At 62.1% G+C, this 26,693-nt stretch carries 24 protein-coding genes and 1 tRNA gene; 15 read left to right on the top strand and 10 right to left on the bottom strand.

The features are described from left to right. The first annotated feature begins 8 nt into the window (after positions 1-8). The 4 genes from DS839_RS16795 to DS839_RS16780 all read left to right on the top strand — a co-directional run bounded on the left by DS839_RS16795 (position 9) and on the right by DS839_RS16780 (position 6,140). The gene (locus DS839_RS16795) at positions 9-749 is read left to right on the top strand and encodes a nucleotidyltransferase domain-containing protein (RefSeq protein ID WP_119271593.1); all 741 of its coding nucleotides are present in this window, start codon (positions 9-11) and stop codon (positions 747-749) included. Between the two features lie 604 nt (positions 750-1,353). Next, positions 1,354-2,685 carry a lanthionine synthetase C family protein gene (locus tag DS839_RS16790; RefSeq protein WP_162918600.1) on the top strand — a complete coding sequence of 444 codons (1,332 nt, stop codon included), beginning with the start codon at positions 1,354-1,356 and terminating at the stop codon, positions 2,683-2,685. Next, positions 2,682-5,684: a lantibiotic dehydratase gene (locus DS839_RS16785; RefSeq protein WP_119271591.1), complete on the top strand. Its 3,003-nt coding sequence runs from the start codon at positions 2,682-2,684 to the stop codon at positions 5,682-5,684. Before DS839_RS16790 ends, DS839_RS16785 begins: the two co-directional genes overlap by 4 nt. An 84-nt stretch (positions 5,685-5,768) precedes the next feature. Further along, the gene (locus tag DS839_RS16780; protein ID WP_162918599.1) at positions 5,769-6,140 is read left to right on the top strand and encodes a hypothetical protein; all 372 of its coding nucleotides are present in this window, start codon (positions 5,769-5,771) and stop codon (positions 6,138-6,140) included. Positions 6,141-6,408: 268 nt separating this feature from the next. On the opposite strand, the gene DS839_RS16775 is transcribed toward DS839_RS16780, so the two are convergent. Beyond that, positions 6,409-7,059, bottom strand: coding sequence for a hydrolase (locus tag DS839_RS16775; protein WP_119271590.1), 651 nt, complete (start codon positions 7,057-7,059; stop codon positions 6,409-6,411). A 155-nt stretch (positions 7,060-7,214) separates the two neighbouring features. Between DS839_RS16775 and DS839_RS16770 the strand changes: the two genes are divergently transcribed. From DS839_RS16770 to DS839_RS16760, 3 genes are all read left to right on the top strand, one after another. After that, entirely contained in the window at positions 7,215-8,108 is an 894-nt protein-coding gene (locus tag DS839_RS16770) for a LysR family transcriptional regulator (RefSeq protein ID WP_119271589.1), read from the top strand. Between the two features lie 361 nt (positions 8,109-8,469). Next, positions 8,470-8,961, top strand: a complete 492-nt coding sequence (locus DS839_RS16765) for a hypothetical protein (RefSeq protein ID WP_119271588.1) — start codon at positions 8,470-8,472, stop codon at positions 8,959-8,961. Positions 8,962-9,360: 399 nt separating this feature from the next. Then, a complete protein-coding gene (locus DS839_RS16760) occupies positions 9,361-10,008 on the top strand; it encodes a DUF1780 domain-containing protein (protein WP_119271587.1) in 648 nt (215 codons plus the stop codon). Positions 10,009-10,206: 198 nt separating this feature from the next. Here the strand turns inward: DS839_RS16760 and DS839_RS16755 are convergent, their stop codons facing one another. Then, complete coding sequence (locus DS839_RS16755; RefSeq protein WP_119271586.1) at positions 10,207-11,241, bottom strand: PIN domain-containing protein; 1,035 nt, start codon at positions 11,239-11,241, stop codon at positions 10,207-10,209. An 871-nt stretch (positions 11,242-12,112) separates the two neighbouring features. Here DS839_RS16755 and DS839_RS36525 point away from each other — a divergent pair. Then, on the top strand, positions 12,113-13,267 hold the full coding sequence (locus DS839_RS36525; protein ID WP_162918598.1) for a hypothetical protein: 1,155 nt from the start codon (positions 12,113-12,115) through the stop codon (positions 13,265-13,267). A gap of 102 nt (positions 13,268-13,369) precedes the next feature. On the opposite strand, the gene DS839_RS16750 is transcribed toward DS839_RS36525, so the two are convergent. The 7 genes from DS839_RS16750 to DS839_RS16720 all read right to left on the bottom strand — a co-directional run bounded on the left by DS839_RS16750 (position 13,370) and on the right by DS839_RS16720 (position 19,914). After that, positions 13,370-13,446 (bottom strand) — tRNA-Arg (locus tag DS839_RS16750). Positions 13,447-13,627: 181 nt separating this feature from the next. After that, positions 13,628-14,029: a YybH family protein gene (locus DS839_RS16745; RefSeq protein ID WP_119271585.1), complete on the bottom strand. Its 402-nt coding sequence runs from the start codon at positions 14,027-14,029 to the stop codon at positions 13,628-13,630. Positions 14,030-14,069: 40 nt separating this feature from the next. Then, positions 14,070-14,540: a cupin domain-containing protein gene (locus tag DS839_RS16740; RefSeq protein WP_119271584.1), complete on the bottom strand. Its 471-nt coding sequence runs from the start codon at positions 14,538-14,540 to the stop codon at positions 14,070-14,072. A gap of 82 nt (positions 14,541-14,622) precedes the next feature. Continuing rightward, positions 14,623-15,564: an SMP-30/gluconolactonase/LRE family protein gene (locus tag DS839_RS16735; protein WP_119271583.1), complete on the bottom strand. Its 942-nt coding sequence runs from the start codon at positions 15,562-15,564 to the stop codon at positions 14,623-14,625. Positions 15,565-15,599: 35 nt separating this feature from the next. Beyond that, complete coding sequence (locus DS839_RS16730) at positions 15,600-16,988, bottom strand: metal-dependent hydrolase family protein (protein ID WP_119271582.1); 1,389 nt, start codon at positions 16,986-16,988, stop codon at positions 15,600-15,602. A 417-nt stretch (positions 16,989-17,405) separates the two neighbouring features. Further along, positions 17,406-18,431 (bottom strand): P1 family peptidase, encoded by a 1,026-nt coding sequence (locus DS839_RS16725; protein ID WP_119271581.1) that lies wholly within the window; start codon positions 18,429-18,431, stop codon positions 17,406-17,408. Next, positions 18,424-19,914: a sensor histidine kinase gene (locus DS839_RS16720; protein ID WP_119271580.1), complete on the bottom strand. Its 1,491-nt coding sequence runs from the start codon at positions 19,912-19,914 to the stop codon at positions 18,424-18,426. Before DS839_RS16720 ends, DS839_RS16725 begins: the two co-directional genes overlap by 8 nt. Before the next feature lie 513 nt (positions 19,915-20,427). On the opposite strand from DS839_RS16720, the gene rpmH reads away from it, so the two are divergent. The 7 genes from rpmH to dapD all read left to right on the top strand — a co-directional run bounded on the left by rpmH (position 20,428) and on the right by dapD (position 26,146). After that, a complete protein-coding gene (gene rpmH, locus DS839_RS16710) occupies positions 20,428-20,562 on the top strand; it encodes a 50S ribosomal protein L34 (protein WP_119271578.1) in 135 nt (44 codons plus the stop codon). Positions 20,563-20,575: 13 nt separating this feature from the next. Then, positions 20,576-20,926: a ribonuclease P protein component gene (rnpA, locus tag DS839_RS16705; RefSeq protein WP_368911691.1), complete on the top strand. Its 351-nt coding sequence runs from the start codon at positions 20,576-20,578 to the stop codon at positions 20,924-20,926. A gap of 12 nt (positions 20,927-20,938) precedes the next feature. Then, positions 20,939-22,756: a membrane protein insertase YidC gene (gene yidC / locus DS839_RS16700; protein WP_119271577.1), complete on the top strand. Its 1,818-nt coding sequence runs from the start codon at positions 20,939-20,941 to the stop codon at positions 22,754-22,756. 68 nt (positions 22,757-22,824) lie between these two features. Next, positions 22,825-23,400 (top strand): ribosome biogenesis GTP-binding protein YihA/YsxC, encoded by a 576-nt coding sequence (gene yihA, locus DS839_RS16695; protein ID WP_368911690.1) that lies wholly within the window; start codon positions 22,825-22,827, stop codon positions 23,398-23,400. A 41-nt stretch (positions 23,401-23,441) separates the two neighbouring features. Then, positions 23,442-24,338: an acetylglutamate kinase gene (gene argB, locus DS839_RS16690; protein WP_119271575.1), complete on the top strand. Its 897-nt coding sequence runs from the start codon at positions 23,442-23,444 to the stop codon at positions 24,336-24,338. A gap of 208 nt (positions 24,339-24,546) precedes the next feature. Further along, positions 24,547-25,251, top strand: coding sequence for a pyrimidine 5'-nucleotidase (locus tag DS839_RS16685; RefSeq protein ID WP_368911689.1), 705 nt, complete (start codon positions 24,547-24,549; stop codon positions 25,249-25,251). A 49-nt stretch (positions 25,252-25,300) separates the two neighbouring features. Beyond that, complete coding sequence (gene dapD / locus DS839_RS16680; protein ID WP_119271573.1) at positions 25,301-26,146, top strand: 2,3,4,5-tetrahydropyridine-2,6-dicarboxylate N-succinyltransferase; 846 nt, start codon at positions 25,301-25,303, stop codon at positions 26,144-26,146. A gap of 5 nt (positions 26,147-26,151) precedes the next feature. Here dapD and DS839_RS16675 read toward each other — a convergent pair whose 3' ends face one another. Beyond that, on the bottom strand, positions 26,152-26,622 hold the full coding sequence (locus DS839_RS16675) for an aminoacyl-tRNA deacylase (protein ID WP_119271572.1): 471 nt from the start codon (positions 26,620-26,622) through the stop codon (positions 26,152-26,154). Positions 26,623-26,693: the final 71 nt, after the last annotated feature.

The raw sequence follows: 26,693 nt of genomic DNA, 5'->3' as shown, positions 1-26,693 counted from the left end.
CCACTGCCATGGACGCAACCTTTCCCGTGCTTCCAACCTTCGACGCTGAAGCGATGCGCTCGATAACGTGTGTGCTGCTGTATGGCAGCCGTGCGCGCGGCGACCATGACGCGCATTCCGACGTCGACCTGACCGCGATAACATCGAAGCCCACATCCGAACGCGTTTCGCTCGGACGGACGATGACGACGGCCTATCCGCTGGACCACGCGCTGCGCGTCGCCCGGTCGGGCGGCCTGTTCGCCTTCCATCTCGTGTCCGAGGCCAAGGTGGTGTTCGAGACAGAGCCGGTCTTTGCGCGCATCCAGCGCGCCTTTCGGCTCCGCGACGACTACACGCCGGTTATCGCAATGTGCTCGGAGGCCGGCTGGTTTCTGTTGCGGCACCAGGAGAGCGCCGTCAACCCACGCAAATTCAACCAGGCCGTGGCCTGGTGCACCCGGGAGATGCTGGTCGCCCGGGCCGCGAACGAGAGACTGCCCGTCTTCTCCGCCGACGGCCTTGCCGAGTTCGTCGGCTGTCGCGCCGTCGCCTCGGTCATCCGCAGTAAGCGGAATGCCTTCATCAATCCTGCGACCGTGCGGGCCTTTCAGGAGATACTCCGCGAATTCGGTGCGACCGAGCGCCCGCAGCTGCCTCCTCTGGCTGCGGCGGAGGAATGGTTCCGTGCAGCCCGAAATTCCGCGGGAGTGATCGCGGCCCGCGCGCTTCGCAATGAAGCAGGAGGCGAGACGATTGTCGCAGCTTGATGATCAATTCGATCTCGACATCCGGATAATGCCGCTTGGACGGTAGCGGGGACCCGCGCCGGATACTTGACTTGGCCCCTGCCAGGGGGGTAGCTTTTGGTTTCACGAGACGGCCAAAGCGTCGCTCCCGTTGTTATTGAATCTGCTTAGGCGTATCAATCTTCCATATCTTTCCACTCTTCGGTGCTGAAGCGATGCGTTCAAGGCGCGTCTGCTGCGGCATCGGAGTTGCGCGCGGGGCGACCATGACGCTCGTTCCGACGTCGGCCTGACCGCGATAACGTCGAAGCACATAAGCGAGCGCGATATTGTCACTGCTTGATGATCAGTTCGACCTCGACATCCGGATAACGCCGCTTGGACGCTCACGCAACGGGGACTCGCGCCTTGTCGCCGGAACGGATGGGTGGGAGTGTTATTCCGTTGAGGGGAGTTGCGGCGACACCTGTGGGTGCAGCACGGTCGAGACCTGCGACCAGCAACTGGAGGACTGCGGGTTCCCGTTCACCTTTCCCGGGGCCTACTGCGAAGACCAGAGCGACGGCTGCGGGGATCCCGGCGGTGGACCTGGCGAAGCCGACGACGGCGAAACCGGTAGCTGCGAGTGCCCGACGTCGGCCCACTGTCACTGACCATTGCGGTCGACACCGCACGGCGGTTCAGCCCACATGCGGTCGAAGCTGCGGTCGCGGAGGCGCGGCAGGTCGACGACCCCAGCCTCATCAACTGGCGCGCCGCCGGGCTGTGGGGAGGCTATGCCGGGCTCGCCGTGCTGGCCGCCTCCCTGGATACGGTTGAGCCCGGATGTGGTTGGGACAGCATCGGCTTTGATCATCTGCGTCGCGCGGTCCGCGGTATGGAGGCGGAGCAATCTCCAGCCGTCGGAATGGCGGGGCTCACGGGCCTGGCCACCGCCGCGTCATTGTTGTCCCGTGACGGCAGGCGTTACGACACGCTGTTGACGACGCTGGAAAGCGCGATCGTGGAGCGCGTCGAGCACATGTCGCAGGGAGTGCTTCGATCGCGACCGCACGGCGTGCAGGTCGGGCTGTTCGACGTGATCGGCGGATTGGCCGGCGCGGGCCGATATTTGCTGAGCCGGGCACAATCCGCACCGTGTCGGCGGGCGCTGGAGACGCTGCTGCGTGCATTGATCTATCTGTCCAAGGCAGACGCCGACGCGGTTCCTCACTTGCACACCACTTTTCGTCAATCGACGGACAACCTGCGCAAACTCTATCCCGACGGTCATGTCAATCTCGGCATGGCGCACGGGATTCCGGGACCGCTCGCTCTGTTGTCGCTGTCAGCCAGCCAGGGTGTCGAGGTCGAGGGACAACACGACGCGATTGTCCGGATCGCCGACCGGATCGTGAAAGCGCAGTGCAGCGACGAATGGGGTGTCGGCTTTCCCGTGGCCGCATCGATACTCACGGTTTGCAAGGAAAGGACGAGTGCGGACCTTCGGAACATGCGTGCCAGCGCCAATGCGGCCGCGCCGGCGCGCGCGGCGTGGTGCTACGGCCCGCCCGGGGTCGCCCGCGCCTTGTGGCTCGCCGGGGTCGCATCGGGTCGATCCGAGTACCGCGATCTCGCGCTCGCTGCGATGACCGCGGTCTTCGAGCGTCCCATCCCGAACCGGCGGATCGATTCTCCCACTCTGTGTCACGGTGTAGCCGGCCTTCTCCAGATCACATTGCGCTTCGCACGTGACGGCGCCGGAGAGATCTTCTCTAATGCCGCGCAGGAACTCACCGCCCAGCTGCTCGACGCCCACGAACCCGACAGTCGGTTCGGCTATCGCGATCTCAAGCCGTCAGGCCAACGTGCAGACAACCCCGGCTTGTTGGAGGGCGCCGCTGGCGTTGCGTTGGTCTTGCTCGCCACCGCCACGTCGGCGGAGCCGGTCTGGGACCGGATCCTGATGCTGTCATGACGCTTTACGAACCACTGGATTTCGTCGTGGTCCGGGCCCCATTGCTGCCCGTCGACACCCTCGATGCATTTGCCAACGGCGACAGAGACCTTCGCGATGTACTTTCCAGCGAGGCGCGTGCCGCACTCGCTGTGGCGAGCCTGACCTTCAGCGACGCGCTGGCCAAAGACGGCGCTGGCCCGCTTGGCCCACGCACCGAATCCACTCTGCGCCGATACCTCATCCGAATGTCCACTCGATCGACGCCGCTGGGCCTGTTCGCCGCGGTGGGTCTGGCCAACTGGGGAGAGTGCACCGACATCGAACTGACCGCCGGTCATCGCCCGCGGCGTACCCGCCCGGACGCGGCGTGGCTGATGGCGCTCGTCGACCGCGCCGAGTCCGACCCGCAGATCCGCCGGCATCTGCACGTCCGGGCGAACCCCCTGGCGCTCACGCGTGCTGGACGGATCTTTCTCGCCGAGCCGGCATCTCGCGACAATGGCGCGTCGGCATCGGTGTCGGTTCGAGCCACCGGCGTCGTCCAGCGTGCCATGACTGCGGCTCGGACCCCCATCCGCTTCGATGACCTGATGGCGCATCTGCTCGGGACGACACCCGGGGCGACGATAGAGCAGGTCGCCACACTGTTGGACCGGCTGTGCGAGCAGGCGCTGTTGCTGACCGACCTGCGTCCCCCGCTGACCGTTGCGTCGCCGGCACGCTACGTGCTCGAGAAGTTGGGCGCCATTCCCGCCGCGGCGCATCACCGCGCAGTGCTGGCCTCGGTCGTAGAGGCCGCCGGCCGCTGGGACGCCGAGCCCTCCCCCGACGAAGCCGGTTTTCGGACGTTGAACGCTTCGGCAAAGGACGTGGTGACGACGGAAAAGACTGCGCTGCAAGTCGATTCGGCGTTGGGGTTCACGTCAAGCACCTTGTCGAGGCGCATCGCCGCCGACGCCGCCCGCGCGGCGGAGTTGCTGCTCCGCATGAGTCGCTTCGCGCGCGGGACTGCGTCGCTGGAAGCCTACCGGCGCACGTTCGAGCACCACTACGGCGAGCATCGTGAGGTGCCGCTGGTGGAGATGATCGATCCCCATATCGGCATCGGGCCTCTGCCGCTTGGATCGTCGGAAGACACGGCAACGGAATCCGCGAAACGCAATCAAGCGCTGGTGGATCTGGCGGCGCAGGCATTGCGCACCGGCGGCGAGGTCTGTCTGGACGACACCGCACTGGCGCGCCTTGCCACCGGGGATATCTTCGCGAGCGGGCTCCCTATGTCACTCGACTTCGTGGTGATCGTCGCTGCGGCGTCGCGCGCGGCGATCGACGCCGGTGAGTTTGACCTCGTTGTCGGTCCTACGATCGGAAGTGCTGCGGCCGGGCGCATGCTGGGCCGCTTCTCGGATTTCGTGCCCGGCGCGCCGGAGGCGTTGGCGCAGGTGGCCGTCGCCGAAGCGGAACGCTCACCGGGGCGGATCGTCGCCGAGCTCGTCTATCAGCCTCGAGTGCGCAGGTTAGCCAACGTCTCTGCCAGGCTCAATTTGCGTCGCTACGAGATCGCGATCGATCTGCCCTCCGGCGCCGATCCCGACCACACCATCGGAGTGGACGAACTCGTCGTGGGCGTTCGCGACGGCAGGTTCCGGCTGCGCTGGACCCGCACCGGTGAGGACGTGATGATCACCGCCGGCCACATGCTCACATCCACCCGCGCACCGGCCGCCGCCCGGTTCCTCTCCGAGGTGGCACGCCATCAGACACGCCAACTCGCTGCATTCTCATGGGGACCAGCCGCCTTGTTCCCCTTCCTGCCGCGCGTGCGGTGCGGGCGCATCGTGCTGTCGCTCGCGCAATGGCGGCTGCACGCCGACAGTTTCCCTTCCGGGCTCGACGATGCGCTGTCCTTCCGCGCGGAGCTTGACGCGTGGTGCACGCGATGGAACGCCCCGGCCGCGCTCGTCGTCACCGCCGGTGATCATCGGCTCACGCTCGATCTGACCCGAGCGGGAGATGCGGACGAACTGCGCCGGGTGTTGCGTTCCCGCGGCTCGGTCGTTGTCCAGGAACAGTTTCCGCAACCGGACCGCACGTGGTTGACCGACACCGCGGGCCGTCGGTTCGCGGCCGAGTTGGTGGTTCCGCTGGTACGGCGCTCCCCCTCGCCGGCCCCGCCCGCCGGTCGGAGGGGAGGCCGCGGGGCCGACGACCTTAGGCCGCCCGGCAGCGACTGGTTGTTCGTCAAGCTGTACTGCCCCTCGGATTCGGAGACGGAGTTGCTCAGCGGTCCGGTCCGCGCCTTTACGCGCGACGTGGCCGGCGAGGGTTTTGCCGACTGGTTCTTCATCCGCTACAGCGATCCGCGACGGCACATTCGGCTGCGGTTCCGCGGCGAGCCCGGTCGCCTTCTGGCCGACCTGCTGCCGCGGGTGACGGCCTGGGCGGCTGATCTGATCGGTTCCGGTGTGTGCCAACGATTCGCGATTGATACCTATGACCGCGAGTTGGATCGCTTCGGCGGGTCACACGGCCTCGCTGTCGCCGAGGACTTCTTCTGCGCCGACAGTGCTGCCGTCAGCGACCTGTTGGCATCCCGGGAGATCGAACCACTGCCGACGGCCGTCATGACAGTCGACGCGATACTGCACGGATTAGGCTTGAGCAGGCAGCAACGGGCGGCTTGGTGTGCGGCGCGATCCGGGCCGCGGCCTGAATCCGGTGCCGACTACCGCGAATGGAAACAGTTCCTGCGGCCGATGCTTGTCGACGAAGCCGCACCGCAACCCCTCGACGAGCTGCTTGCCCGGCTTCGCACGGCCGGCGCTCGCCTGCACACTGCTACGACCAGACTGCACGACGAGGGATGCTTGTCACGCACGCCGGCCGATCTGCATGGCAGCCTCGTGCACCTGCATCTCAACCGGCTGCTGGGCGCCGACCAGGCCACCGAACGCCGCGTGTATGGGCTGTTGGAGCGACTGCAACATGGCCTTATACGACACAACCGGAGCAGTTGAAGGTCTTTCTCGGCAAGGTGCAGGTGCCGCCGGGTCGACATAGCCGTCCAGGGACTGGTTCATTCCGAACAGCGGGGAGACGCCGTGACGAAACTGACACTTACCTTGTCTGCGCTTTACCTGGCCCTTGTCGGCCTGGCGCTGATGTCCTTTCCGATACAGTTCGGCCGGGGCGCCGTGCCGACGGATGCTGCACCCGAACTGCTTGCGCTGCTGCGGCTTCTCGGCGGACCGTTTCTCGGCATCGCCGTGCTTAACTGGCTGTCGAGAAATGCCGAGCCCTCCACGCTCCGCAACGTCATGCTCGCGAACATCGTCGGTTTCGGCGCCGTCGCGGCGAACGATATCTGGGGCGTCGCCAGCGGCGAAGCGCGGGACATCGCCAAGCTATTTCTGATTGTGCATCTGCTCTTCACATTGGCCTTCGTGGCGGCTGCTCGCGGAGGCAAATTCTGAGGTTCTGCACTGGCGTCCGCTCCTCAGCGCATCGCTGGTCTTCAATTCTCTTGTCGAGGTTGACGGATGATTTTGAATTTCGGTGACAGTGCACAAACTACCACGACTGGCGAAACCTATGAAGCAAGTTATCGCTCGCCAGTTAAATGCACTGTCACCGAAATGGACAGAAAATCCTGTCACAGAAAATCAGAAGGGCGAGGATGGCGAGGGCCGGCAAACGGACCGATTCCGACCCTCACCGAAATGCTCGCCATCCCGGCCCGGATCAGCCTTTGCTCGGCACAGGCGTGTTGAGAAGCTGCTGCTCCCAAAGATACGCGATGCCGCTGCCGCCGAAGTGCTGGATGAGAATCTCGGTCAACTCCTCGACATGCTCGGTGCGCGCCCAATCGCGTTGCCATTCGCCAGCGAGCGCCATCACGGTCATCACGTTCGCGCCGGCCGCGATCATTCGCTGGATGGCAACTTCGTGAGACTCCTTCGAAATCCCGCCCGACGCGTCGGTGATCACGGTCACGTCCCAGCCTTCGCCGGCGGCCTGGATGACAGGCATTGCGACGCAGACCTCGGTCCACAGGCCGGCGATGATCAGCTGCTTGCGGCCGGTCGCCTTGACGACGTTCACCACATTCTCGTCCTGCCAGGTGTTCACCCAGGTGCGATCGATGACTTCCTGGTCCGGAAATACGTCGGTGATCTGCTTGAAGAGAAGTCCACCGCGCGCCGCGATCACGCTGGTGAGAATGGTCGGAACATTGAAGGCTTTTGCCAGCTTCGCCAGCGCGGTCGTGTTGTTGATCACCATGTGCGGATCGTGGCTGTTCAGGTTTGCGAGCTGATAGGGCTGATGGTCGATCAGAACGAGGACCGAATCTTCGGGGCGAAGAAGCGAATCGAGGCCGTTACGAGGGGTCATCAAGACTTCCTTTCTCTCTGCCGCTATGGACGGCAATGGGTTCACGGGAGACATGCGCCAGCGGGCGACATTGCCTGGACGCAATTTGCTGTTCCTTTTATTGATGCGGTAGTGCCATAGTCAGGCAAGCTGTGTCGCGAAACGAGGAACGCCGAATGGATATCGAAGATCTACAGACATTCGTCGCAGTGGCCGATGCCGGGGGCGTATCGGCCGCCGCGCGCCGACTCGGCGTCTCCAAGTCAAGCGTCAGTCGGCGGCTCGGTCGGGTCGAAGCGGAGCTTGGTGTCCAGCTTCTTGCACGAACGACCCGCGGCGCCGCGCTCACAGAAGCGGGGATCACGTTCAGAGACCATGCGGCCCGAGCCAGCGCCGAGATCGATACGGCCAGGGAAACGATCCTTCCGACCGGTGAGCTGCGCGGCCGCCTGAGGGTTGCCATGCCGCTTTCTTTCGGCCCGACCCACTTCGCCCCCGTGCTTGCGGAAATGGCGCAACACCACCCGCAGCTCCACATCCATACTTCCTACAGCGATCGCTTCGTCGATCTGATCGCCGAAGGTTTCGATTGCGCGATCCGGGTTGGTTACCTTCAGGACTCCAACCTGATCGCGAAGCGCGTCGGGCCGATCTATGGAAAGCTTGTCGCAAGTCCGGATTACATCAAGGCGCACGGTTCACCTGAGACGGTAGAGCAGCTCGTCAACCATCAGGCCCTCATGCAAGGAACGGAAGCCTGGCAGTTCATGGATGGCGACAAGATCGTCACGGTTCAGCCGCAGGGCAGGTTCAAGGCCGACAACGCTACGGCGCTGGCCGCTGCCGCAGCGGCAGGACTCGGCATCGCCTGGCTCCCCGATTGCATCACACACGAATATGTGGCCTCCGGCGCGCTCGTCCCGGTGATGACACGCTATCCTCCGCCTTCGGCAGGCGCGTATGTCGTCCGGCCGCCGGGTAAGCACCCCACACGGAAAGTCCGGGTCCTCATCGAAATGCTGTTCGAGTACTTCGCACGAAATCCGGACATTTGGGGTCTCGACCGTTAAAACACGAACGGGGCGAAGCCTTATTAAAGACCTGCGTTCGACGGCCGCTCTGCTGCGAGCCGCCGAGCGCGACGACATTGCCCGCACGATCGCCATGGCCTGGTCAAACGCGCCCGACCAGGCCTCGCGCTTTCTTTGGCCTGTGAGGCGCTTGAATCGACAAAGAAAGTGTCGGTCATCGAGGCCTTTGAATTTCGTTAATTTCGGTGACAGTGCATAAAACGACTGGCGAAACTATGAAAGCGAGTTATCGCTCGATCCCCGCCCGTGTAAATCAGGATGAATCAAGATTGATCCGATTTGCCGCGGTTCCCGAGCTGCGCCACATTGTCTCCGCGTCCCTAATGAACAGGAGCAGACAGTGAAGAATGCCGAAGAGAACAATCGGTTCACGCTAATCGAGATGTGCAAGGCGCACCTACGGGGTCGCTGCCTTGGTATTGCTCTAGCCGCAGCGCGCGCCAAGAAAGAAAATACTAGGGCTATAATTGCCGCTCTCGAACACAGGAAGAAAAAGCCTCCTCCCAGATCACAGGAAAAGGAATGGTTTGTAGTATTGGAAGCGCTCAACGTCATAATGCGGGAAGCGGATCGCAGAGAGAGGCTAGTGAATGCGGCTTATTCGCGATTGAAGGGCGAGATGATGAGGTTACTGCATAATGGGGAGTGGACCGCTTGGGCGCGCTTCCCTGGTCATCTCGACACCATGCAAATTCCAGCGCACGAATGGTTATCCATTAGAATCGAGCTTGATGGCCGCCGACTCTCCTTCACGATGGGCAACGGCACCGAGCTTTCGGGTGTCAAATTTGCATTGGCCCGCCCGAAGTCCAAACAAATGGATGAAGTTTAGTCGAGCTCTTGCCGAACTCCGGCTAACGGCGGTCGATCTGAAGGCGCATGGCGCATTGAAAAGGATTGCGGACCGAATTGTTAGTCGCTTCCCCAATATCGGCAAGCCTGCCGCCGTACTCAAGGTCTTGGGTGACATAAAGCGCGCCAGCAAATAGACTTGGCCGACGATGCAAACCACGTTATGGCGAGAGTGGTCCTCACTGCTTCCGTCTGGGTAAACGGCCCTTAAGTATCGGTGCATAGAATTGTAGCTGACAAAATTAATGTTTACGGCTCGCCCTTTCAGTTAAGTGCACATCACCGAATCCCGCGAGCTTTACGCGGGGCCGAACATGCCGTCCTTTCCCGCCGAATCCTCAGGCTTGCGAACCAATGGTCACCCTACTACATCAGGGTCATGTCCTCGAACGACGAAGCCTATCTTGCCTCGCTTCGCACCCATGCCGCGGAAACACGGACCCTATTCTCGAATCCGATGAAGCCGAAGCGGGAGCGGATGGTTGTGCGCGCCTATCTACGCTGCCTTGGCATTCCGTTCACCGAGGACGAGATCGCTTCCAGCAACGACGAGCCGGTAGATGTCCTGTTTGGTGATGCCCGATTCCAGATCAGGGACATCGTGGGCGACCGCCTCCGTGCGAAAGAATGGGTCGAGCGTGAACTGCGGTATCAAGCCGCTCGGACCGTATCCGACGTGAAGGACCCCTACATACCGTCGGCCGCCATCTCCCTCGACCAAGTCACTAAGATGGTAGCCAATGCCTTGGCCGGAAAAGCCCGGCACTACGCGCCGGCGAGTATCACTACCCTTGACGCCTTGGTTTATCTCGACCTTGCCAATTCGCATCTCTGGCCACTTGAGCCCACGCCGGCGGCCGCCGTGATTGACGAACTCACTCGCCAATGCTGGCGTTCTGTCTCGCTGCTGGCCGTACCCTATGGCGTGGTCCTCATGGCTAGCACTAACGCTCCTGAATTCCTCAAGACCAAAGCCGGGCTTATTCTCAACGCCTGGCCGGGCCCGGATGGATGGTTTGAGCCGTAGAGTACGCAGTGACAGAAGTGGCGCGCGAAAGTTTCGGTGACAGAAAGTTTCGGTGCACAAATTGATGTCGCTTGAAGGTGAGACGCGGACTGGGGTCGACATGGTCGAGCGCCGCCGTACCCTACGTGTCAAAGCCGCTCAGTTCTGACACCAGCCATCCTGCCTTCTGGAGGTTGGGGATTGTCGGTTACAAATGGCTCAAGTGTCTAGCATGTCCCACTCGTCGCCGAGCACCCAACGAATAGCGGACAGCTTGCCGCTGAGCATTCCCCACTCGAAATCGGTCCACGGGCCTAGTTCGTCGGGGTACCGCGATTCGGCGGACTTCATGGCGGCGATCATACCGTCCCATATCTCGTCCACGATCATGCTCCGCCGCTCTTCCTGCGTTCCAGCCTCCCAGACCTCCCTTGGAACCCGCTTCTCTTTACCGCTCTCGACGGCAGCGATGATGCCCCACTTGCGGCCGTACCAAATCTGTGTCGTCAACTTGTGCTCGGCTTCGAGCAGTTCGGACAGCGCCCGAGACTCTTGGCTGTATTCCCGGTCATAGGTGATCTCCTCGATTAGGTCGCTGGCGTACTCATTCAGGAGCGCGCCAAGGTTGGTTGAGTAGCGCGAGTGCACCCCATCGAAGAGGATCGCGAGGTCCGGGTGCGGTAAGCGCGTGTCGGCCCCCTTCTCACTGAAGTCGTGGATGTTGTGCGTGACGAACGCGAGCACGTCGTCGCCCTCCCGCTCCGCGAATGCGTCGATGTATGTCTCAATGATTATCGCGTCGCCGATGCCGTTCATCTGCCGATGGAACGGGGCGACCTTGGCGATGGCGCGATCCGCCGCACGGGCCTTTACGCTCTCGCTGATGGGGATCGGTTTGGTCGTTGTGAACAACTTCTCGATCAGGCCAACCGCCTCATTCACGGCCTCGCCGCCAGTGGCGATGCGATGATCAATCTCGTTCAGCTGCTTGAGAACTTCGTTCCGACCGTCCTCCGGTGCGAACTGCACAATTGCGTCCTTTACCCGTTTGAAGTGACTCGACAGGCTGGCGCGGCTGGATGCCATTACCCGGTCCCGATTGCGGGCGAACTCATTGAGGATCATCTGCGGCAGGATCAGTTCAACTTCGCCCGCCTCCGTCATCGCGAATAGCGCGTCCAGCAACGGCAGGTGGCGCGGGTCTTTCGTGAGATCCAGCCACACCGACGTGTCGATCAGTAGTTTGAGCTTCATCTTAGCTCCGCAAGAGGTTGAGCGCGGAGGCTAGCGGTTTCCAAGCGCATGGTCACCACCCGCAGGCTGTCTCTTCCACCGTGGGTGCGGCAGTCACACGGCCGGCATCGTGTCAGAAGGCCGTATCCGCTATCAGGATCGACAAGTGCGTTGCGGCATGACCGGCCGCCCGACGTCGATAGCTGAAGGCCGAGCCTGCACTCCGGTATCTGTCCGGCCCTTCAGGGTTAGATAGTGACCCAAAGGTCATTTATCGTGGCAATTGACACTCGTGGAGTGGCGCACCGTGCAGGATAAAGATGAGAACTCCTATGTCATTGAAATTGCACGATGTGGGTCCCGGTAGAAGGACTGTGCTTGAGCTTTTCCGGCCCCGGGCCTCCAAACGTTCTGACCCGCAAAGCCATCATCGAGCGCCGGACGGCGGATTTCCGAGTCAGGCCAAAATCAGAAATTCTCGCAGTGAAACGATCTGGCCCGCTGTGCACTACCCAGTGGCAAGCACGATATCAAAAGACACCCCGCAGATGCCTGCTATCCTGCTTCAGTTTGATGGCTAAAGAAGGTTTTCGGCTGGCAAGGTAACGGCGATCGGCGATCGACGTCGTCAAAAATAACCCGTCCTCTTGACAGCGGCCGGCTAATGGGTGTCACCGAAATCTCCAGAGCCATCACTCCCTCATAGAAGTGCCAAATGACGGGAGAGCCGTGAGACAAGTCAAGGTGTGGTGGCATTAACTTTGCGCAGTGTCCTCACGGGCAATCGCGCAACCTGCGGGCAGACCCCGGGTCTTGAGAGACGTGTGCTTGTTTATGGTTGCCAGCATTTTGGATTTTCAGTACAGTCTTGCCGCAACGTAAGGAGCAAGTCATGCTGAGCTTTCAGACGAAGTGTTTGGTCAGACACGGACTGCTTGCGTTGAGCGCATTCGTTGCCTTGGCAGTAAGCGGTTCGCAGTCATTTGCCGAAGGCATATGCGATGCAGCATTTGTTGATGCCCTAGCTACCAAGACAACCGAGACCGACAGAACTGACATCCAACTGCTTACCAAGGAACGCTTTTGCTCCCAATGGCGTAAGTCTGGCAGTTCGTCGCTCGGTGTTAGCATCTACGGAATCTTTGGAATTTCCGGCTCGTCGAGTTCAAAAAATATAGGCAGTCTATGCAATGCGAAGGAATTTCAGTTTTCTAACAAGAGTATTCAAGAAGTCGCGGCGCGAGAATTGCCCGAGGACGTTCAATCCTCTTTGAGCGGGTGCTTTGCTGGCACGCATGCATTTATCAAGGACTTCACGGCTGACCGTGTCAATGTCAAGGTGAGGAATTTTGAGTTTACCAACACTCCCGGCTCGATCACACTTGTTTCTGCGAAAGTTTTCGGAGGAGACGATTGTTCGCCTGCCAAGGGTGTTGAAGTAGGACCAAAGGGTATTGATTTCACCTGTTCAAGAAACGAGAGTGCGCGAAAAGGCGGATCGACTATACAGTTTGAATTTCGGAAATCAGCAAATGGTCCACTTGAAACGACGACACTTGCTGTGCCGCCAGATCTCGTCATCGAGAAAAATTTCGAACTTCCCACGTTTAGATTCGGGAAAGGCCGGGCCGCGGGTCGCTGCATTGAGGAAGGTATGGAACCACCTAAAAACGGTACTGTTGCCAACGATGAGACCGACATAGTTCTTACGGGTCGATTCCCAGTAGCACCCCTTCTCGCAAACTTCTGTTACGCCCGTGACGGATTTGCGTTCTTGATTAAAGCCAGCGGCGAAAAAATTAACATACGCAATACATGGAGTTCGCCAGCCACTCGAAAGGATCTTGGAAGAGGTCAATTTGAGATCGAGTGTGTCAGAGACAACGATAAGTTGCCGAATGCTATTTGCGGTGCCGGTTCGCACTGTGCCAACGAAGATGTGCGTATTGCAACTTGCTTCTCCAAGTTCAAGGGAAAGGTGCCGGAGGACATTTTTAAGTTGCTGAGCGAGTCTCAGAATGCGTCTTTGAGTCAATACCAACAATGATTTGCTTAACCGCGTTCGTTGGAGGTCGTGGCGACCCACTAAGGTCTCATGGCCAACCAGCAAAGGTGTGCTGAAGCAACTCATTGAAATTTATGGCTAAAATGGCGCGCCCGAAAGGATTCGAACCTCTGACCCCCAGATTCGTAGTCTGGTGCTCTATCCAGCTGAGCTACGGGCGCGCATTGGGATCTGGAGACGGCTGGGCCGTCCGCGGGCGCCTCTGTAATACGGCTTTCCCATAAAGGCAAGCCACGCTTTTTGCCCGCGCCCGAGCCTGCGAATTTGTCCCTAAATCGAGCGTCCACCGGTGTTTTTTGGTCCGGCCCGCGATCCGAGGTAGGGCGGGCGGGCCCCGCCGCCTCACCCGGTCTGCTCCAGTGGGAAGGAATGGTGCTCATGCGCCACCTTCCAGCGGCCGCCCTCCTTGCGCAGGCCGATGGTGAGCCTGAGGCGGCTGCCGGGGTCCTTGGCGAGCTCTTCCGGCATCCCGCATTTGAGAAGCGCATGCGCGAAGGCGACGTCCGCCCCCGCGGTGACGTCGAGCGAGACGATCTCGAACAGGGCGCCTTGCAGCTGGTATTTGAAGAACGGCGGCCAGGTCTCGCGATAGGCGTCCTTGCCGCGCACCTCATTGGGCGGCGGCACGTCGAACATCACGATGTCCTCCGTATGATCGGCGAGCACGCCCGCCATGTCGCCTTGATGCACGGCCTTGGCCCAGCGGGCGATCAGCTCGCGGATCTCGGTTTCGTCACGATCCATGCTGTACCTCCTTCGCCATTAACGCCGCGCGCCGTCGATATCAGTCCAGGATCTCGACATCGTACTTCGCGACGAGCGCCCGGATGGCCGCGCGATCCTTGTCGGCAACGCCATCCACTTCGATGAAGTAGTCGGCAAAGCGGCCGGGAATGACCGTCAGCAACAGCCGCCCCTCATCCGGCCCGACATTGCGAAAAGTGTGCGGAATATCGCGCGGGGCGACCACGATCGCGCCCGCCGCCGCTTGTATCTTTTGATCGCCAAGGGTCACCTCGAATTGTCCTTCGAGGATATAGAAGATCTCCGTCTCATGCCGGTGAACATGCAAGGGCGGCCCGTGACCGGCGGGAATCTTCTGCTCCAGTATGGCATAAGCGCCGCCCGTCTCTTCGCTCAAAACCTTGAAGGTACTCTGGTTGCCGAGCACGCCGACGACCTTGCCGCCGCCCGGTGGATGAATGATCGGGACGGTCGTTTCCGTCACGCTCAGGAAATCATGATCTACAGCCATTTTTCCCTCCTCGTCCTTCTCATGACAGCGTGCACGGAATTGCCGATGGCGGATAGCGCCTTTCGCCGTATCCGTATTCGGGTCAGCCGCCGCACGGATCGAAATTGAGCCGGAGGCCCGGGCGTGGCCAGGGCAGGCTCACCACCCGCCCGGTGCTCGACAGCGTGACATAGGCGGTCATGAGCTCCGGTCCGCCGAAGCAGATATTGGTGCAAAAGGGATCGGGCAGGGCGATGAACTCGACGAAGGCGCCATCGGGCGCCACGACATTGATGCCGCCCAGCGTCAGCGAGGCCACGCAGACATTGCCGTCGCGCTCCACCGCGAGCGAATCGAACGACGTGAAGCCGGGTGGCCCTGCGAGATGCCGGCCGCCATTCTCATGCGGCGGTGCCTTGCGGATGACGCCCGGTGCAGCGACATCGAAGCCCCATAAATGGCCGGTGCGCGTCTCGGCGACATAGACGGTGCGCTCATCGGGCGAGAGGCCGACGCCGTTCGGCATGATCATCGGCTGCACCAGTTCGCGGATCAGGCTGCCGTCGGTCTTGGCATAATAGAGACCGCCCAGATCGACGTCGCGCGGCCGCCTCTTGCCGTGATCGGTGAAGTAGAAGCCGCCTTGGGCGTCGAAGACGAGGTCGTTCGGGCCTTTCAGCATGCGCCCGTCGCAGCTCGCATAAAGCACCTCGACCTTGCCGGTCGCGATGTCGATACGCTCGATCCGCCCGCCGCTATAGTCCTGCGGGCTGCCCGCCGGCACCAGCCGGCCCTCGACCGTCTTCCAGGCGAAGCCGCCATTGTTGCAGATATAGAGATGGCCGTCCGGGCCGAAGGCCGCGCCATTGGGTCCGCCGCCCGGTCTGGCGATGATCGTCTTGCGGCCGGTTTTGTCGATGTGCGTCACGCAGGCCTTGGCGATCTCCACCACGATCAGCCCGCCATCGGGCAGCATCACCGGCCCTTCCGGAAAAGCGAGATCGGAAGCGACTTCCGTCAATGGGCTGTGAAGAGTGTCGCTCATGATGGCTCGTCGGGAAACATCGACACGGCGGGCGTCTATTTGCGGAGATTATTTTTGTAGATCTTCCCGTCCTTCATGATCACGAGGAAATTCTTGTCGGGGTCGGCGATCAGATCGATGTTCGCCAGCGGATTGCCGTCGACCAGCAGGAGGTCGGCCAGGGCTCCCTTCTCGATGACGCCGAGCCTGCCCGGATAGGGATCGCGCAGGCCGGACAACTTGAGCAGTTCGCCATTGGCCTGCGTCGCCTGTTTCAACAGTTCAGCAGCGCTGTACCAACGGGTCAGCTTGGTCAGTCTTGCACCTTGGCGCCTGGCCAACGCCTCGGAAAACAGGATGTCCGTTCCAAATGCTGTTTTGAGGTCATATTTCTTCGCCAGCGCATAGACCCTGTCCGTGCCCGCAGCGACCTGGAGCTGCTTCGCCCGTTCCGGCGAACCGGCCGGCTGCGGGTTGGAATCCTGGTCGTCCAGGAACGGCTGGGTGCTCAGCCATATTCCCTTCTCCGCCATCAGCCTGGCGGTCGCCTCATCCATCAAGTGAGCGTGCTCGATGCATTTGACACCGGCGGCGATCGACCGCTGGATCGCAGCCGGCGTATAGGCGTGAACCGCCACATACGTACCCCAATTCTCCGCAGCCTCGACTGCCGCGCGCAGCTCGGCTTCGGTGAAGGTGGATACGTCCAGCGGACTGAAGGGTGAAGACACGCCGCCACCCGCCGTGAGCTTGATCTGCGTCGCGCCCTGCATGAGTTGCTCGCGCACGCGCATCCGGACCTCATCCGGGCTGTCCGCGATCATGCTGCCGCCGAGCAGCTCCATGCGGGTCAGAGGGCCGCCGATGGTTCTGGGCAGGTCGGAAAGCTGACGAAAGTCGCCATGACCGCTGGTGATGGTGATCATGGCGCCCGAGGGATAGAGGCGTGGACCCACGACAAGACCCCTGTCGATCGCCAGTTTGAGCGCGAAGGTCGGGCCGCCCATATCGCGGACAGTGGTGAAGCCACGCATCAGCGTCGCCGTGGCTTCGACGCCCGCCGCCAGATTGGTATAGCCGGCATCTCCCGTGATGAGTTCAACCGGCCTCAGCCGCACGAACATGGCGTGCCAATGCGCGTCGATGAGGCCCGGCATCAGTGTGCGGCCGCCGCCGTCGATGGAAACAAGATTGACGATATGGTCGAGCGCGATCGGGTCGCGGGAGATGTCGGTTATGAGATTGCCGCGGACAAGGACATTCGATGGCGGCGACAACTCGTCGGATCCGGTAAACAGACGCACATTCTCGATCAAGACGCCGCTGTCACCCGCCGCATCGGCGGCCGTCTCCTGGGCAATGGCAGAGGATCGTTCCATAAAGGCAAGAAGGAACCCCAGCACCAAGGCGATGCTCAGACAAATGATGCGTCTTGTGGCGTTCATCGACTTCCTCGTGGTGCGATGCTGGATGTCAAATTACAATCCTCATGCTGAGGTGCGGCATCGGGCTATCACATATGGAATTTGTGAGTCGCTTGGAAGCGGTATCACTCTCCATCATTCCCCTTCTCCCGCTTGCGGGAGAAGGTGCCCGATAGGGCGGATGAGGGTGTTGGTTAAGCTTGCGACAGCTTCTCAAGAATGAGCTAGGAAGAAGTGTCATTGCACTTTTTGGGCCTCACGAAGAACGCCGGATATGCGGAAAGAACACCCTCATCCGGCCTTCGGCCACCTTCTCCCGCAAGCGGGAGAAGGGGAAACCTGGCACGGCATTCCACGGGATATACATATGCGAATAGCTCTGCCCTCCGGCGGCCACCTCAGGGTGAGGGCTATACAGTCGGCTCATGTTTGTCTGTTTCAAAGCCGGAACGTCTCGCGATAGCTCAAGAACCCGCCGGCACTTTCCGCGCTCCACAGAGCCCGCCCGATGGCGCGCGACAGCGTGTCGGCGGCGATGCTGCCGAGCGCGGTCAGCGCCAGCGACCTTTGCTCCGGCAGCTTCTCCTTGCCGGTCGCCAGCGCGAAGACCGTGTCGCCGTCGAAGGGCGTGTGCGCCGGACGGATGGCGCGCGCCATGCCGTCCCTGGCCATGATGGCGAAGCGCCGCGCCTCGATGCGCGACAGGCTCGCATCTGTCGCCACCACCGCGATCGTCGTGTTCTGCTGCGGCTTCGGATCGAACTTGCTGTCCTGGAGCGGCGGTGCCGCGATATTGGCGCGCTCACGCTCCTGCGCCGGGCCCATCTCATCGCCAAAAGCGAAATCCTGCGCCCACAGACGCCCCGTGCCGGGAATGACGCAGGACCCGACCGAATTGACCGCGACCAAGGCGCCGACGGTGAAATCGCGCCAGCGCGAGGAGGCGCTGCCGAGCCCGCCCTTGAGACGGCCGGCGATGGCGCCGAGGCCCGCTCCCCTGTTGCCGATCTCGAATTCCGCTTTCGCCGCCTTGAGCGCCGCGTGACCCAGATCGCGATAGGGCGGCTCGTCATCCGGCCATTTGGCGCCGCCATTCATGATGTCGAACAGAATGGCCGCGGGCACGACCGGGCAGGGCACCGGCTGCGTGCCGAAGGTGAAGCCTACACCCTTCTTCGCGAGATCGATGACGACGCTCGAGGCCGCCTCGAGGCCGAAGACCGAGCCGCCCGACAGCACCACCGCATGCACATGCTCGACCAGGTTGGCGGGCTCGAGCACCGCCGTCTCGCGCCCGCCGGGGGCGCCGCCGCCGATCTCGATCGCCGCCACCACGGGCTCGTCCGGCAGGATGACGGTGGCGCCGGTCAGCGCCAGCCAGTTCTCGGCATTGCCGACCTTGATCCCCGCCACGTCGCTCAAGAGATTGCGCGGGCCGGGCTTGACCAGATCCGGTTTAGGCATCGAGGGCGGACCTGCGCTCGCCGCGCTTGCCCTGGCGCAATTCGCTGATGCGGTCGGGCAGCGTCATCATGAAGCATGTGCCCTCGGGGCCGGTCGAGGAGAGCCACAATTGCCCGCCATGGGCGCGCACCAGGTCGGCCGCGATGGTGAGACCGAGGCCGGTGCCGCCGGGCTTGGCGGCGCTCTGGAACGCCTCGAACAATCGCCCATGCAGGTGCTCGGGGATGCCGGGACCGTTGTCGGTGACGCTCACGCTGACGACAGTGCCTTCGCGCCAGGCCTTCAGCGTGATGGCGCCTTCCTTGAGCTCAGGGTTCTCCGCCTCGCGCTGCTCGAGCGCCTCCGCCGCGTTGCGCACCAGATTGGTCAGGATACGGAACAGCTGGTCGCGGTCGGCGTCGATGGAGAGGTTCTGCGGCACGTTGTTGTAGAGCACGATCCGGCTCGAGGCCTCGACCGCGATGCTCTCGATCACCTCGTCGACGAGCAGCGTCAGGATGAACTTGTCGCGCCTGGGCTGCGGCTCCTCGGCGCGGCCATATTTCAGCGTCTGCGCGCAGAGCGTGATCGCCCGGTCGAGCGAGGCGATGAGCTTGGGCGCGAATTTCTGCACCGTCGGATCGTTCACCATCGACAGGCGGTCGGAAATGAGATGCGCCGAGGACAGCATGTTGCGCAGATCATGGCTCACCTTGCTGACCGCGAGGCCGAGGGCCGCGAGATGGCTTCTCTGGTTGAGGAGCGAGGTGAGCTCGATCTGCATGGCGCGCAATTCGCGTTCGGCGATGCCGATCTCGTCCTGGCGGTCGGAAGGCGCGATGATGCGGTCGGGATTTTCGGGCGCCGAGCCGAAGGCCTGCATGTTGGCGGAGAGCTGGCGCATCGGCTTGACCAGCACCTGGTTCAGGGCGAGGAAGACGAGGCCGGCGACGAGGGCCGAGAGGAACAGTGACAGAAGGAAGATGTTGAGCGCATAGCGCAGCATGGCGGCCCGAAGCGGCGCTTCCTCCAGCGCCACGTCGATGATCTCGCCCGAGCTGTTGGGCGGCACGTCGGTGACGCCGATGACGCGGCCATTGCCGGCGATGAGCGATTTGAAGGCATCGAAGATCGCCGGGATGGTGCGCGTCCCGCGCAAATCGAAGCTGTCGTCGATCATGTCATAGCTGTCGCTCCTGAGGATCAGCTGGCGGGAATCGCCTTTCTTCAGCGAGACGACGAGGACGCCGGCGCCGGCCAGGAGCTCGCTCTTCAAGTCCTCGGACAGCATCTGGTCGGGGGCCGCCTCGACGGCAAGGGCCGCGATCTCGGCCTGCGCCACCCGGTTCTTCAGCCAGTTGAGGCGGAAATTGGCGATCGAGGGCAGGAAGATCAGGATTTCGCCCAGCATCACGAAGAGGAGGGTGAGCAGCAAAAGCTTGCCCGACAGCCCGTGCCGGTGGCTCGGGCTGGTCGCGGGCGGCTTCTGGGCCAATTCCGTCATGCGGGCGGCACCCTATCATCCGGGCGATGCGCGAATAAAGTGGAACCGCTGCTTGTCGTTGACGCCCACCATTTTCCGCTTGGCTTTGTGGGCCAAACCGTGGAAAATCGCGACGCCGGGTTCGCGTGGCGAGGAAGATATTCCGGGCACGCTCTTCCCGGCTTTCCGGCGGCGAAATTCGCTGCTCGCGGGCCTGTGAGAGGCTCAAGCTATTGATATGATTGAGTCGCACTCTTTTTCGCGAAAATTCCCTGATAATCCCTGTAAATCCCTGTATTTTGCTGCACTGCATCATAATACATTGTAGGTCTGTTTTCCGCGAGATTGGTATTATATTCCTCGATGTTCGGTCTGCGCGGCAAATCCTTGCAAAGTTGACTTTGCTCGTCTTTTCGCCATATATGCCGCGCCATTCCTGAAGCGAGTGAAATTGCTCTCTGGGGCGCTCTCCGGGCCGGCTGCCCGGCTCTTGGATCGAGCGCCAGACATGAGGGCCTGAGACGGAGAACGATTGTGAAGCGCACTTTTCAACCCTCTAAGCTTGTCCGCAAGCGCCGCCATGGTTTTCGCGCCCGCATGGCGACCACGGGGGGCCGCAAGGTGATTGCGCGCCGCCGGTCGCAAGGCCGCAAGCGGCTGTCCGCTTAAGCGGACAGGGGCATTGAGCCCCGCAGCGACGATCGATCGCATGCTGAAGCGGCAGGATTTTCTCGCCGCCGCGCAAGCGAAGTCCTTTGCCGCCAAGGGCGTTGTCGTGCAGATGCGCGACCGCAAGGATGGCAAGCCGGCGCGGGCGGGCTTCACAGTGACGAAGAAGCTGGGCGGCGCCGTGACGCGCAACCGCATCAAGCGGCGACTGCGCGAGGCCGCGCGCCTGACATTGCCTGAGCTTGTGGAGACGGGCCATGATTACGTGCTGATCGGCAGGGCCTCCGGCCTCGATCGGCCGTTTTCGAGCCTTCAAAATGACATTCGGACAGCCTTGAAAAGGCTGCACACCACCGACCGGTGAACGGAACTGCCTATGCAGCATGACAGCAAGAACTTCATTCTGGCGATCGTCCTCTCCATGGCGATCATTTTCGGCTGGCAATATTTCTATGCCGTGCCGACGCAGAAGAAGATCGAGACCCAGACTCAGTCGCAGACGACAACGAGTGGGGGCCAGGGAGCAACCAATCCGCAGGCCCAGCCGGGCGCCACCGTGCCGGGCACCACGCAGCAGGCTACCCTTACACGCGATCAGGCGCTCGCCTCGAGCAAGCGCATCAGGATCGAGACGCCGGTGATCGACGGCACGCTCAATCTCGTCGGCGCCCAGTTCGACGACATCCACCTCAAGAACTATCGCGAGACGGTCGACCCCAAGAGCCCCGAGATCGCGCTGCTCAATCCCTCAGGGTCCGTCGGCGGCTATTTCGCCGAGCAGGGCTTCGTTGCGGCGGCGGGGACCACCGCCAAGCTCCCCGACCCCAAGACCGAATGGCAGGCGCCGCCCGATGCCGTGCTGAGCCCTGGCAAGCCGGTGACCCTCACCTGGGACAATGGCGAGGGCCTCCTCTTCACCCGTACCATCTCGGTCGATTTCGACTATCTCTTCAGCGTCAAGCAGGACGTCACCAACAAGACTCAAGCGCCGGTCTCGCTCTTTCCCTATGCCCGCATTCAGCGCCAGGGCACGCCCAAGGTCGACGGCATCTATGTGCTGTTCGAGGGCCTGATCGGCGTCTTCGACGGCAAGCTGCATGAGGTCCATTATTCGGATCTGAAGGACGACCAGAAGCAAATCGCGACCGATACGACGGGCGGCTGGCTCGGCTTCACCGACAAATATTGGGCCACGGCGCTCATTCCCGATCAGGCGACAAGCCTTTCGACGACCTTCAAGCACATCTCGCAGGACGGCGGCGACATCTATCAGACCGATTATCTCGGCAAGACCGCCATCACCGTTCCGCCGGGCGGCATCGGCTCCTATCAGGACCGCCTTTTCACCGGCGCCAAGGTGGTGCAGATCATCAACGCCATCGGCGAGAAGTTCGGCATCCCGCATTTCGATCTGATGATCGACTGGGGCTGGTTCTGGTTCCTGACCAAGCCGCTCTTCTGGCTGCTCGAATTCATCAAGTCCTTCGTCGGCAATTTCGGCGTCGCCATTCTCATCGTCACCGTCATCGTCAAGCTCCTGTTCTTCCCGCTGCAGAACAAGTCCTACGAGTCGATGAGCAAGATGAAGAAGCTGCAGCCCGAGATGGAGAAGATCAAGGCGGCGCATCCCGACGACCGGATGAAGCAGCAGCAGGAGATGATGGCGCTCTACAAGCGCGAGAAGGTCTCGCCTTTGTCGGGCTGTCTGCCCATCCTCATCGCCATCCCGGTGTTCTTCGCGCTCTACAAAGTGATCTATGTCACCATCGAGATGCGCCACGCGCCGTTCTTCGGCTGGATCAGGGACCTGTCGGCGCACGATCCCACGACCATCTTCAACTTGTTCGGCCTCATCCCCTGGGATCCCTCGACGGTGCCGGTCTTCGGCCACTACATGATGCTCGGCGTCTGGCCGATCATCATGGGCATCACCATGTGGCTGCAGATGCGCCTCAACCCGACGCCGCCCGATCCGGTCCAGGCTCAGCTCTTCAACTGGATGCCGGTCATCTTCACCTTCATGCTGGGCTCCTTCCCGGCCGGCCTCGTGATCTACTGGGCGTGGAACAACTTCCTCTCCATCCTGCAGCAGTCCTACATCATGAAGCGCCAGGGCGTGGAGGTGAACTTCTTCGGCAATGTCCGCGACAGCCTGCCCTTCCTCAAGCGCAAGAGCAGCACGGGGACCGGGTGACGGCGGAGTGGACCGCTGAGCAAATTGAACGAGGCAGGCTACTCTTCGCGGGGCCTGCCTCTTTCGTCATGGGCGTGGCCGCGATCGAGCAGCTCCCGGCGGTCAAGGGCACCGAGATCGCCTTTGCCGGGCGCTCCAATGCCGGCAAATCCTCGCTCATCAATGCGCTCGTCGGGCACAAGGACCTGGCGCGCGCCTCCAACACGCCGGGCCGCACCCGCGAGCTCAATTTCTTCGATATTGGCGCCGGCCGGCTGATGCTGGTCGACATGCCGGGATATGGCTATGCCAAGGCGCCGAAGGCCGAGGTCAGGAAGTGGCAGGGGCTGCTCAAGACCTATCTCCGCGGCAGACCCGGCCTCACCCGCGTCTTCGTTCTCATCGACAGCCGCCACGGCGTCACCAAGGCCGATGAGGAGATGTTCCAGCTTCTCGACGAGAGTGCCGTCACCTATCAGCTCGTGCTCACCAAGGCCGACAAGATTTCGGGCCCCGAGGAGGCCGCCGTCCTGGAGAAGACCCGCGCCGTCGCCAGGAAGCGACCCGCCGCCTATCCCGAGATCCACCTGACCTCGAGCGTGTCGGGGCGCGGCTTCAAGGAACTGCGCGCCGAGATCGCAGGTCTTGTGAGCGCCCACAATTGAAGTATAAGCGCTTGCGATTTTAAGCCGGGACTCTTGCAGCCATGTCCGAAATCTCAACTTCCGAAACCGCCCGCATCCTCTCCGAGGCCCTGCCGTTCCTGCAGCGCTATGACGATCAGGTCGTGGTGGTGAAATATGGCGGCCATGCCATGGTCGATGCCGAGCTGGCGCGCAAATTCGCCCGCGACATGGTGATGCTGAAACTGTGCGGCATCCATCCGGTGGTGGTGCATGGCGGCGGCCCGCAGATCAACCGCCTGCTCGACAAGCTCCAGGTCAAGTCGGAATTCCGCGAGGGCCTGCGCGTCACCGACAAGGACACGATGGAAGTCGTCGAGATGGTGCTGGCCGGCTCGATCAACAAGTCGATCGTCGGTCTCATCCAGGCGGCGGGCGGGCGCGCCGTCGGCATCTCCGGCAAGGACGGCAACCTGCTCATCGCCGAGCGCTTCACCAAGACCAAGGTGAATGCCGAGACAGGAAAGACCGAGAAGATCGATTTCGGCTATGTCGGCGAGCCGCATCGGGTCAACACCGACATCCTCTTGACGATCATCAAGAGCGACGCCATCCCGGTGATCGCCCCCGTGGGCGTCGGCATGGACGGCGAGAGCTACAATGTGAATGCCGACACGGCGGCGGGCGCCATCGCGACAGCGCTCCAGGCCAAGCGCTTGCTGCTCCTCACCGATGTCGCGGGCGTCCTCGACAAGAACAAGGAGCTCATCCACGAATTGACGTTGTCGGGAATCCCTGAGCTCATCGCCGAGGGCACCATCACCGGCGGCATGATCCCCAAGATCGAAAGCTGCGTCTCGGTGGTCGAATCGGGCGTCGAGGGCGTCATCATCCTCGATGGCCGCGTGCCGCACAGCGTGCTGCTCGAGCTCTTCACCCCGCATGGCGTCGGCACCCGCGTCTCGCGCTCGGGCATGTGATGAAGCGCGCGCCCTCTCCAATCTTTCCCCCTCTCCCGTCCGCAGGATGGGAGAGGGTGGCCGAAGGCCGGGTGAGGGCTCTTTGCCTGAAACCTGTCGCTGCTTCAGAAGAGCCCTCATCCGCCCTGTCGGGCACCTTCTCCCATTGCTACGCAACGGGAGAAGGGGAAGCGCCGGAGGGAGAGAGCAGGAGGGAGGAAGCAGCAACTTGACCGACAAATACCCTCGAGGCTTCACCCATATCGACACCTGGATCTTCGATCTGGACAACACGCTCTATCCGGCGAGCTGCCGGTTGTTCGATCAGATCGACGTGAAGATCGGCGCCTTCGTGTCGAACCTCCTCGGCATCGACGCGGCCGAGGCGCGGCGCATCCAGAAGGCCTATTTCTACAAATACGGCACGACCTTGCGCGGCCTGATGAGCGAGCATCAGATCGTGCCGGACGATTTCCTCGATTACGTGCATGACATCGACCATTCGCCGGTCCCTCCCAACCAGGCGCTCGACGAGGCGCTGCACGCGCTTCCCGGCCGCAAGCTGATCTTCACCAACGGCACCGTCGCCCACGCGCAGAAGGTGCTGGCGCGCATCGGCGTCACCCATCATTTCGGCGATATCTTCGACATCGTCCATTCCGACTATATCCCCAAGCCTGCCATAGGCCCCTACCGCAAGTTCATCGCCCAGACCCACATCGATCCCACCCGCTCGGCGATGTTCGAGGACATCGCCCGCAATCTCGAAGCGCCGCATGAGCTCGGCATGACCACCGTCCTCGTGACCTCGCCCGACAACAAGGACGCCCAGCATCTGAACGAGCTTCACGGCGGGGCAGGCGCGAAGCATGTGCACCATGTGACCGACGATCTTGCCGCTTTCCTGGCGCGACTTGCCGTCGAGCGCAATTGACTTCACGCTGGGGACCGCTAATTTTGCGCCCGCTTTAGGGGAGATAGCCATGGCCGATCTCGAATCCATCATCGAAACCGCCTGGGAAGGCCGCGACAAGATCACGCCCAAGACCAAGGGCCCGGTGCGCAAGTCGGTCGACCAGGTCCTGCTTCTGCTCGACCAGGGCAAAGCGCGGGTTGCCGAGAAGAAGGACGGCGCATGGGTCGTCAATCAATGGCTCAAGAAGGCGGTGCTGCTGTCCTTCCGCCTCAATGACATGGCGCTCATCGGTGGCGCCCCGGGCAAGGCCAAATGGTGGGACAAGGTGCCCTCCAAGTTCGACGGCTGGACCGCCACTGAGTTCCGCAAGGCGGGCTTTAGAGCCGTGCCGGGCGCCGTCGTCCGCCGGTCCGCCTATATCGCTCCCGGCGTCGTGCTGATGCCGTCCTTCGTCAATCTCGGCGCCCATGTCGACCAGGGCACGATGGTCGACACCTGGGCGACGGTCGGCTCCTGCGCCCAGATCGGCAAGAATGTGCATCTCTCGGGCGGCGTCGGCATAGGCGGCGTGCTCGAGCCGATGCAGGCCGGCCCCACCATCATCGAGGACAATTGCTTCATCGGGGCGCGCTCGGAAGTGGTCGAAGGCTGCATCGTCGGCGAAGGCTCGGTGCTCGGCATGGGCGTCTATATCGGCCAGTCGACCAAGATCGTCGACCGCGCCACGGGCGAGATCTTCATGGGCAAGGTGCCGCCCTATTCGGTGGTCGTCTCGGGCAGCCTGCCGGGCAAGCCTTTGCCCAACTCGCCCAATGGCGAGCCGGGACCGAGCCTCTATTGCGCGGTGATCGTCAAGCGGGTCGATGAGAAGACGCGCTCAAAGACCGCGATCAACGAGCTGCTGCGCGACTGAATCCATCAGGCGTGATGACTGAACCGGGCCCGGCGGGCATCCTTGGTCAGGACCCGGAAGGCATCGGCGCTGACATGCACGAGGCTCTTGTGATCGCCGCCTTCGAAAAAAAGATGCGGCGCATCGCCGAGGCTTTCGTCGAGAACCACGGGCACGCCATAGGCGGCGCCGATGGGCGGGATGGCACCGGTCTCGCAGTCGTTGAAGAGGGTTGCGACCTCGCCTTCGGTCGCGAGCCCCAGTCGCCGGTCGAGGAGCTCCTGCAGCGTGCCCAGTTCCACCCGGTGGGTGCTGGGCACTACGGCGACGACATAGCCGAGCTCGTGGTGAACCACGACCGATTTGGCCATCCAGCCGCCGGGAATATGCGCCGCCTCAGCCGACTCGCTGGTGGTTGCAGTGCGCGGATGGCTCGTCACGTCATAGTGAACGCCTTCGTTATCGAGATATTGTCGGAGTTTGCTTGCGATCGTCATCGGAGCCTCCTTGCCGTGATGTGATGCAGGGGCGTACGAGAGCAGCCATTTTCGTCCTATGGGGAATATTG

Source organism: Taklimakanibacter deserti (assembly GCA_003574785.1).
Note: the sequence above shows the minus strand (reverse complement) of the source record. Positions and strands in the feature narration are given on the sequence as shown.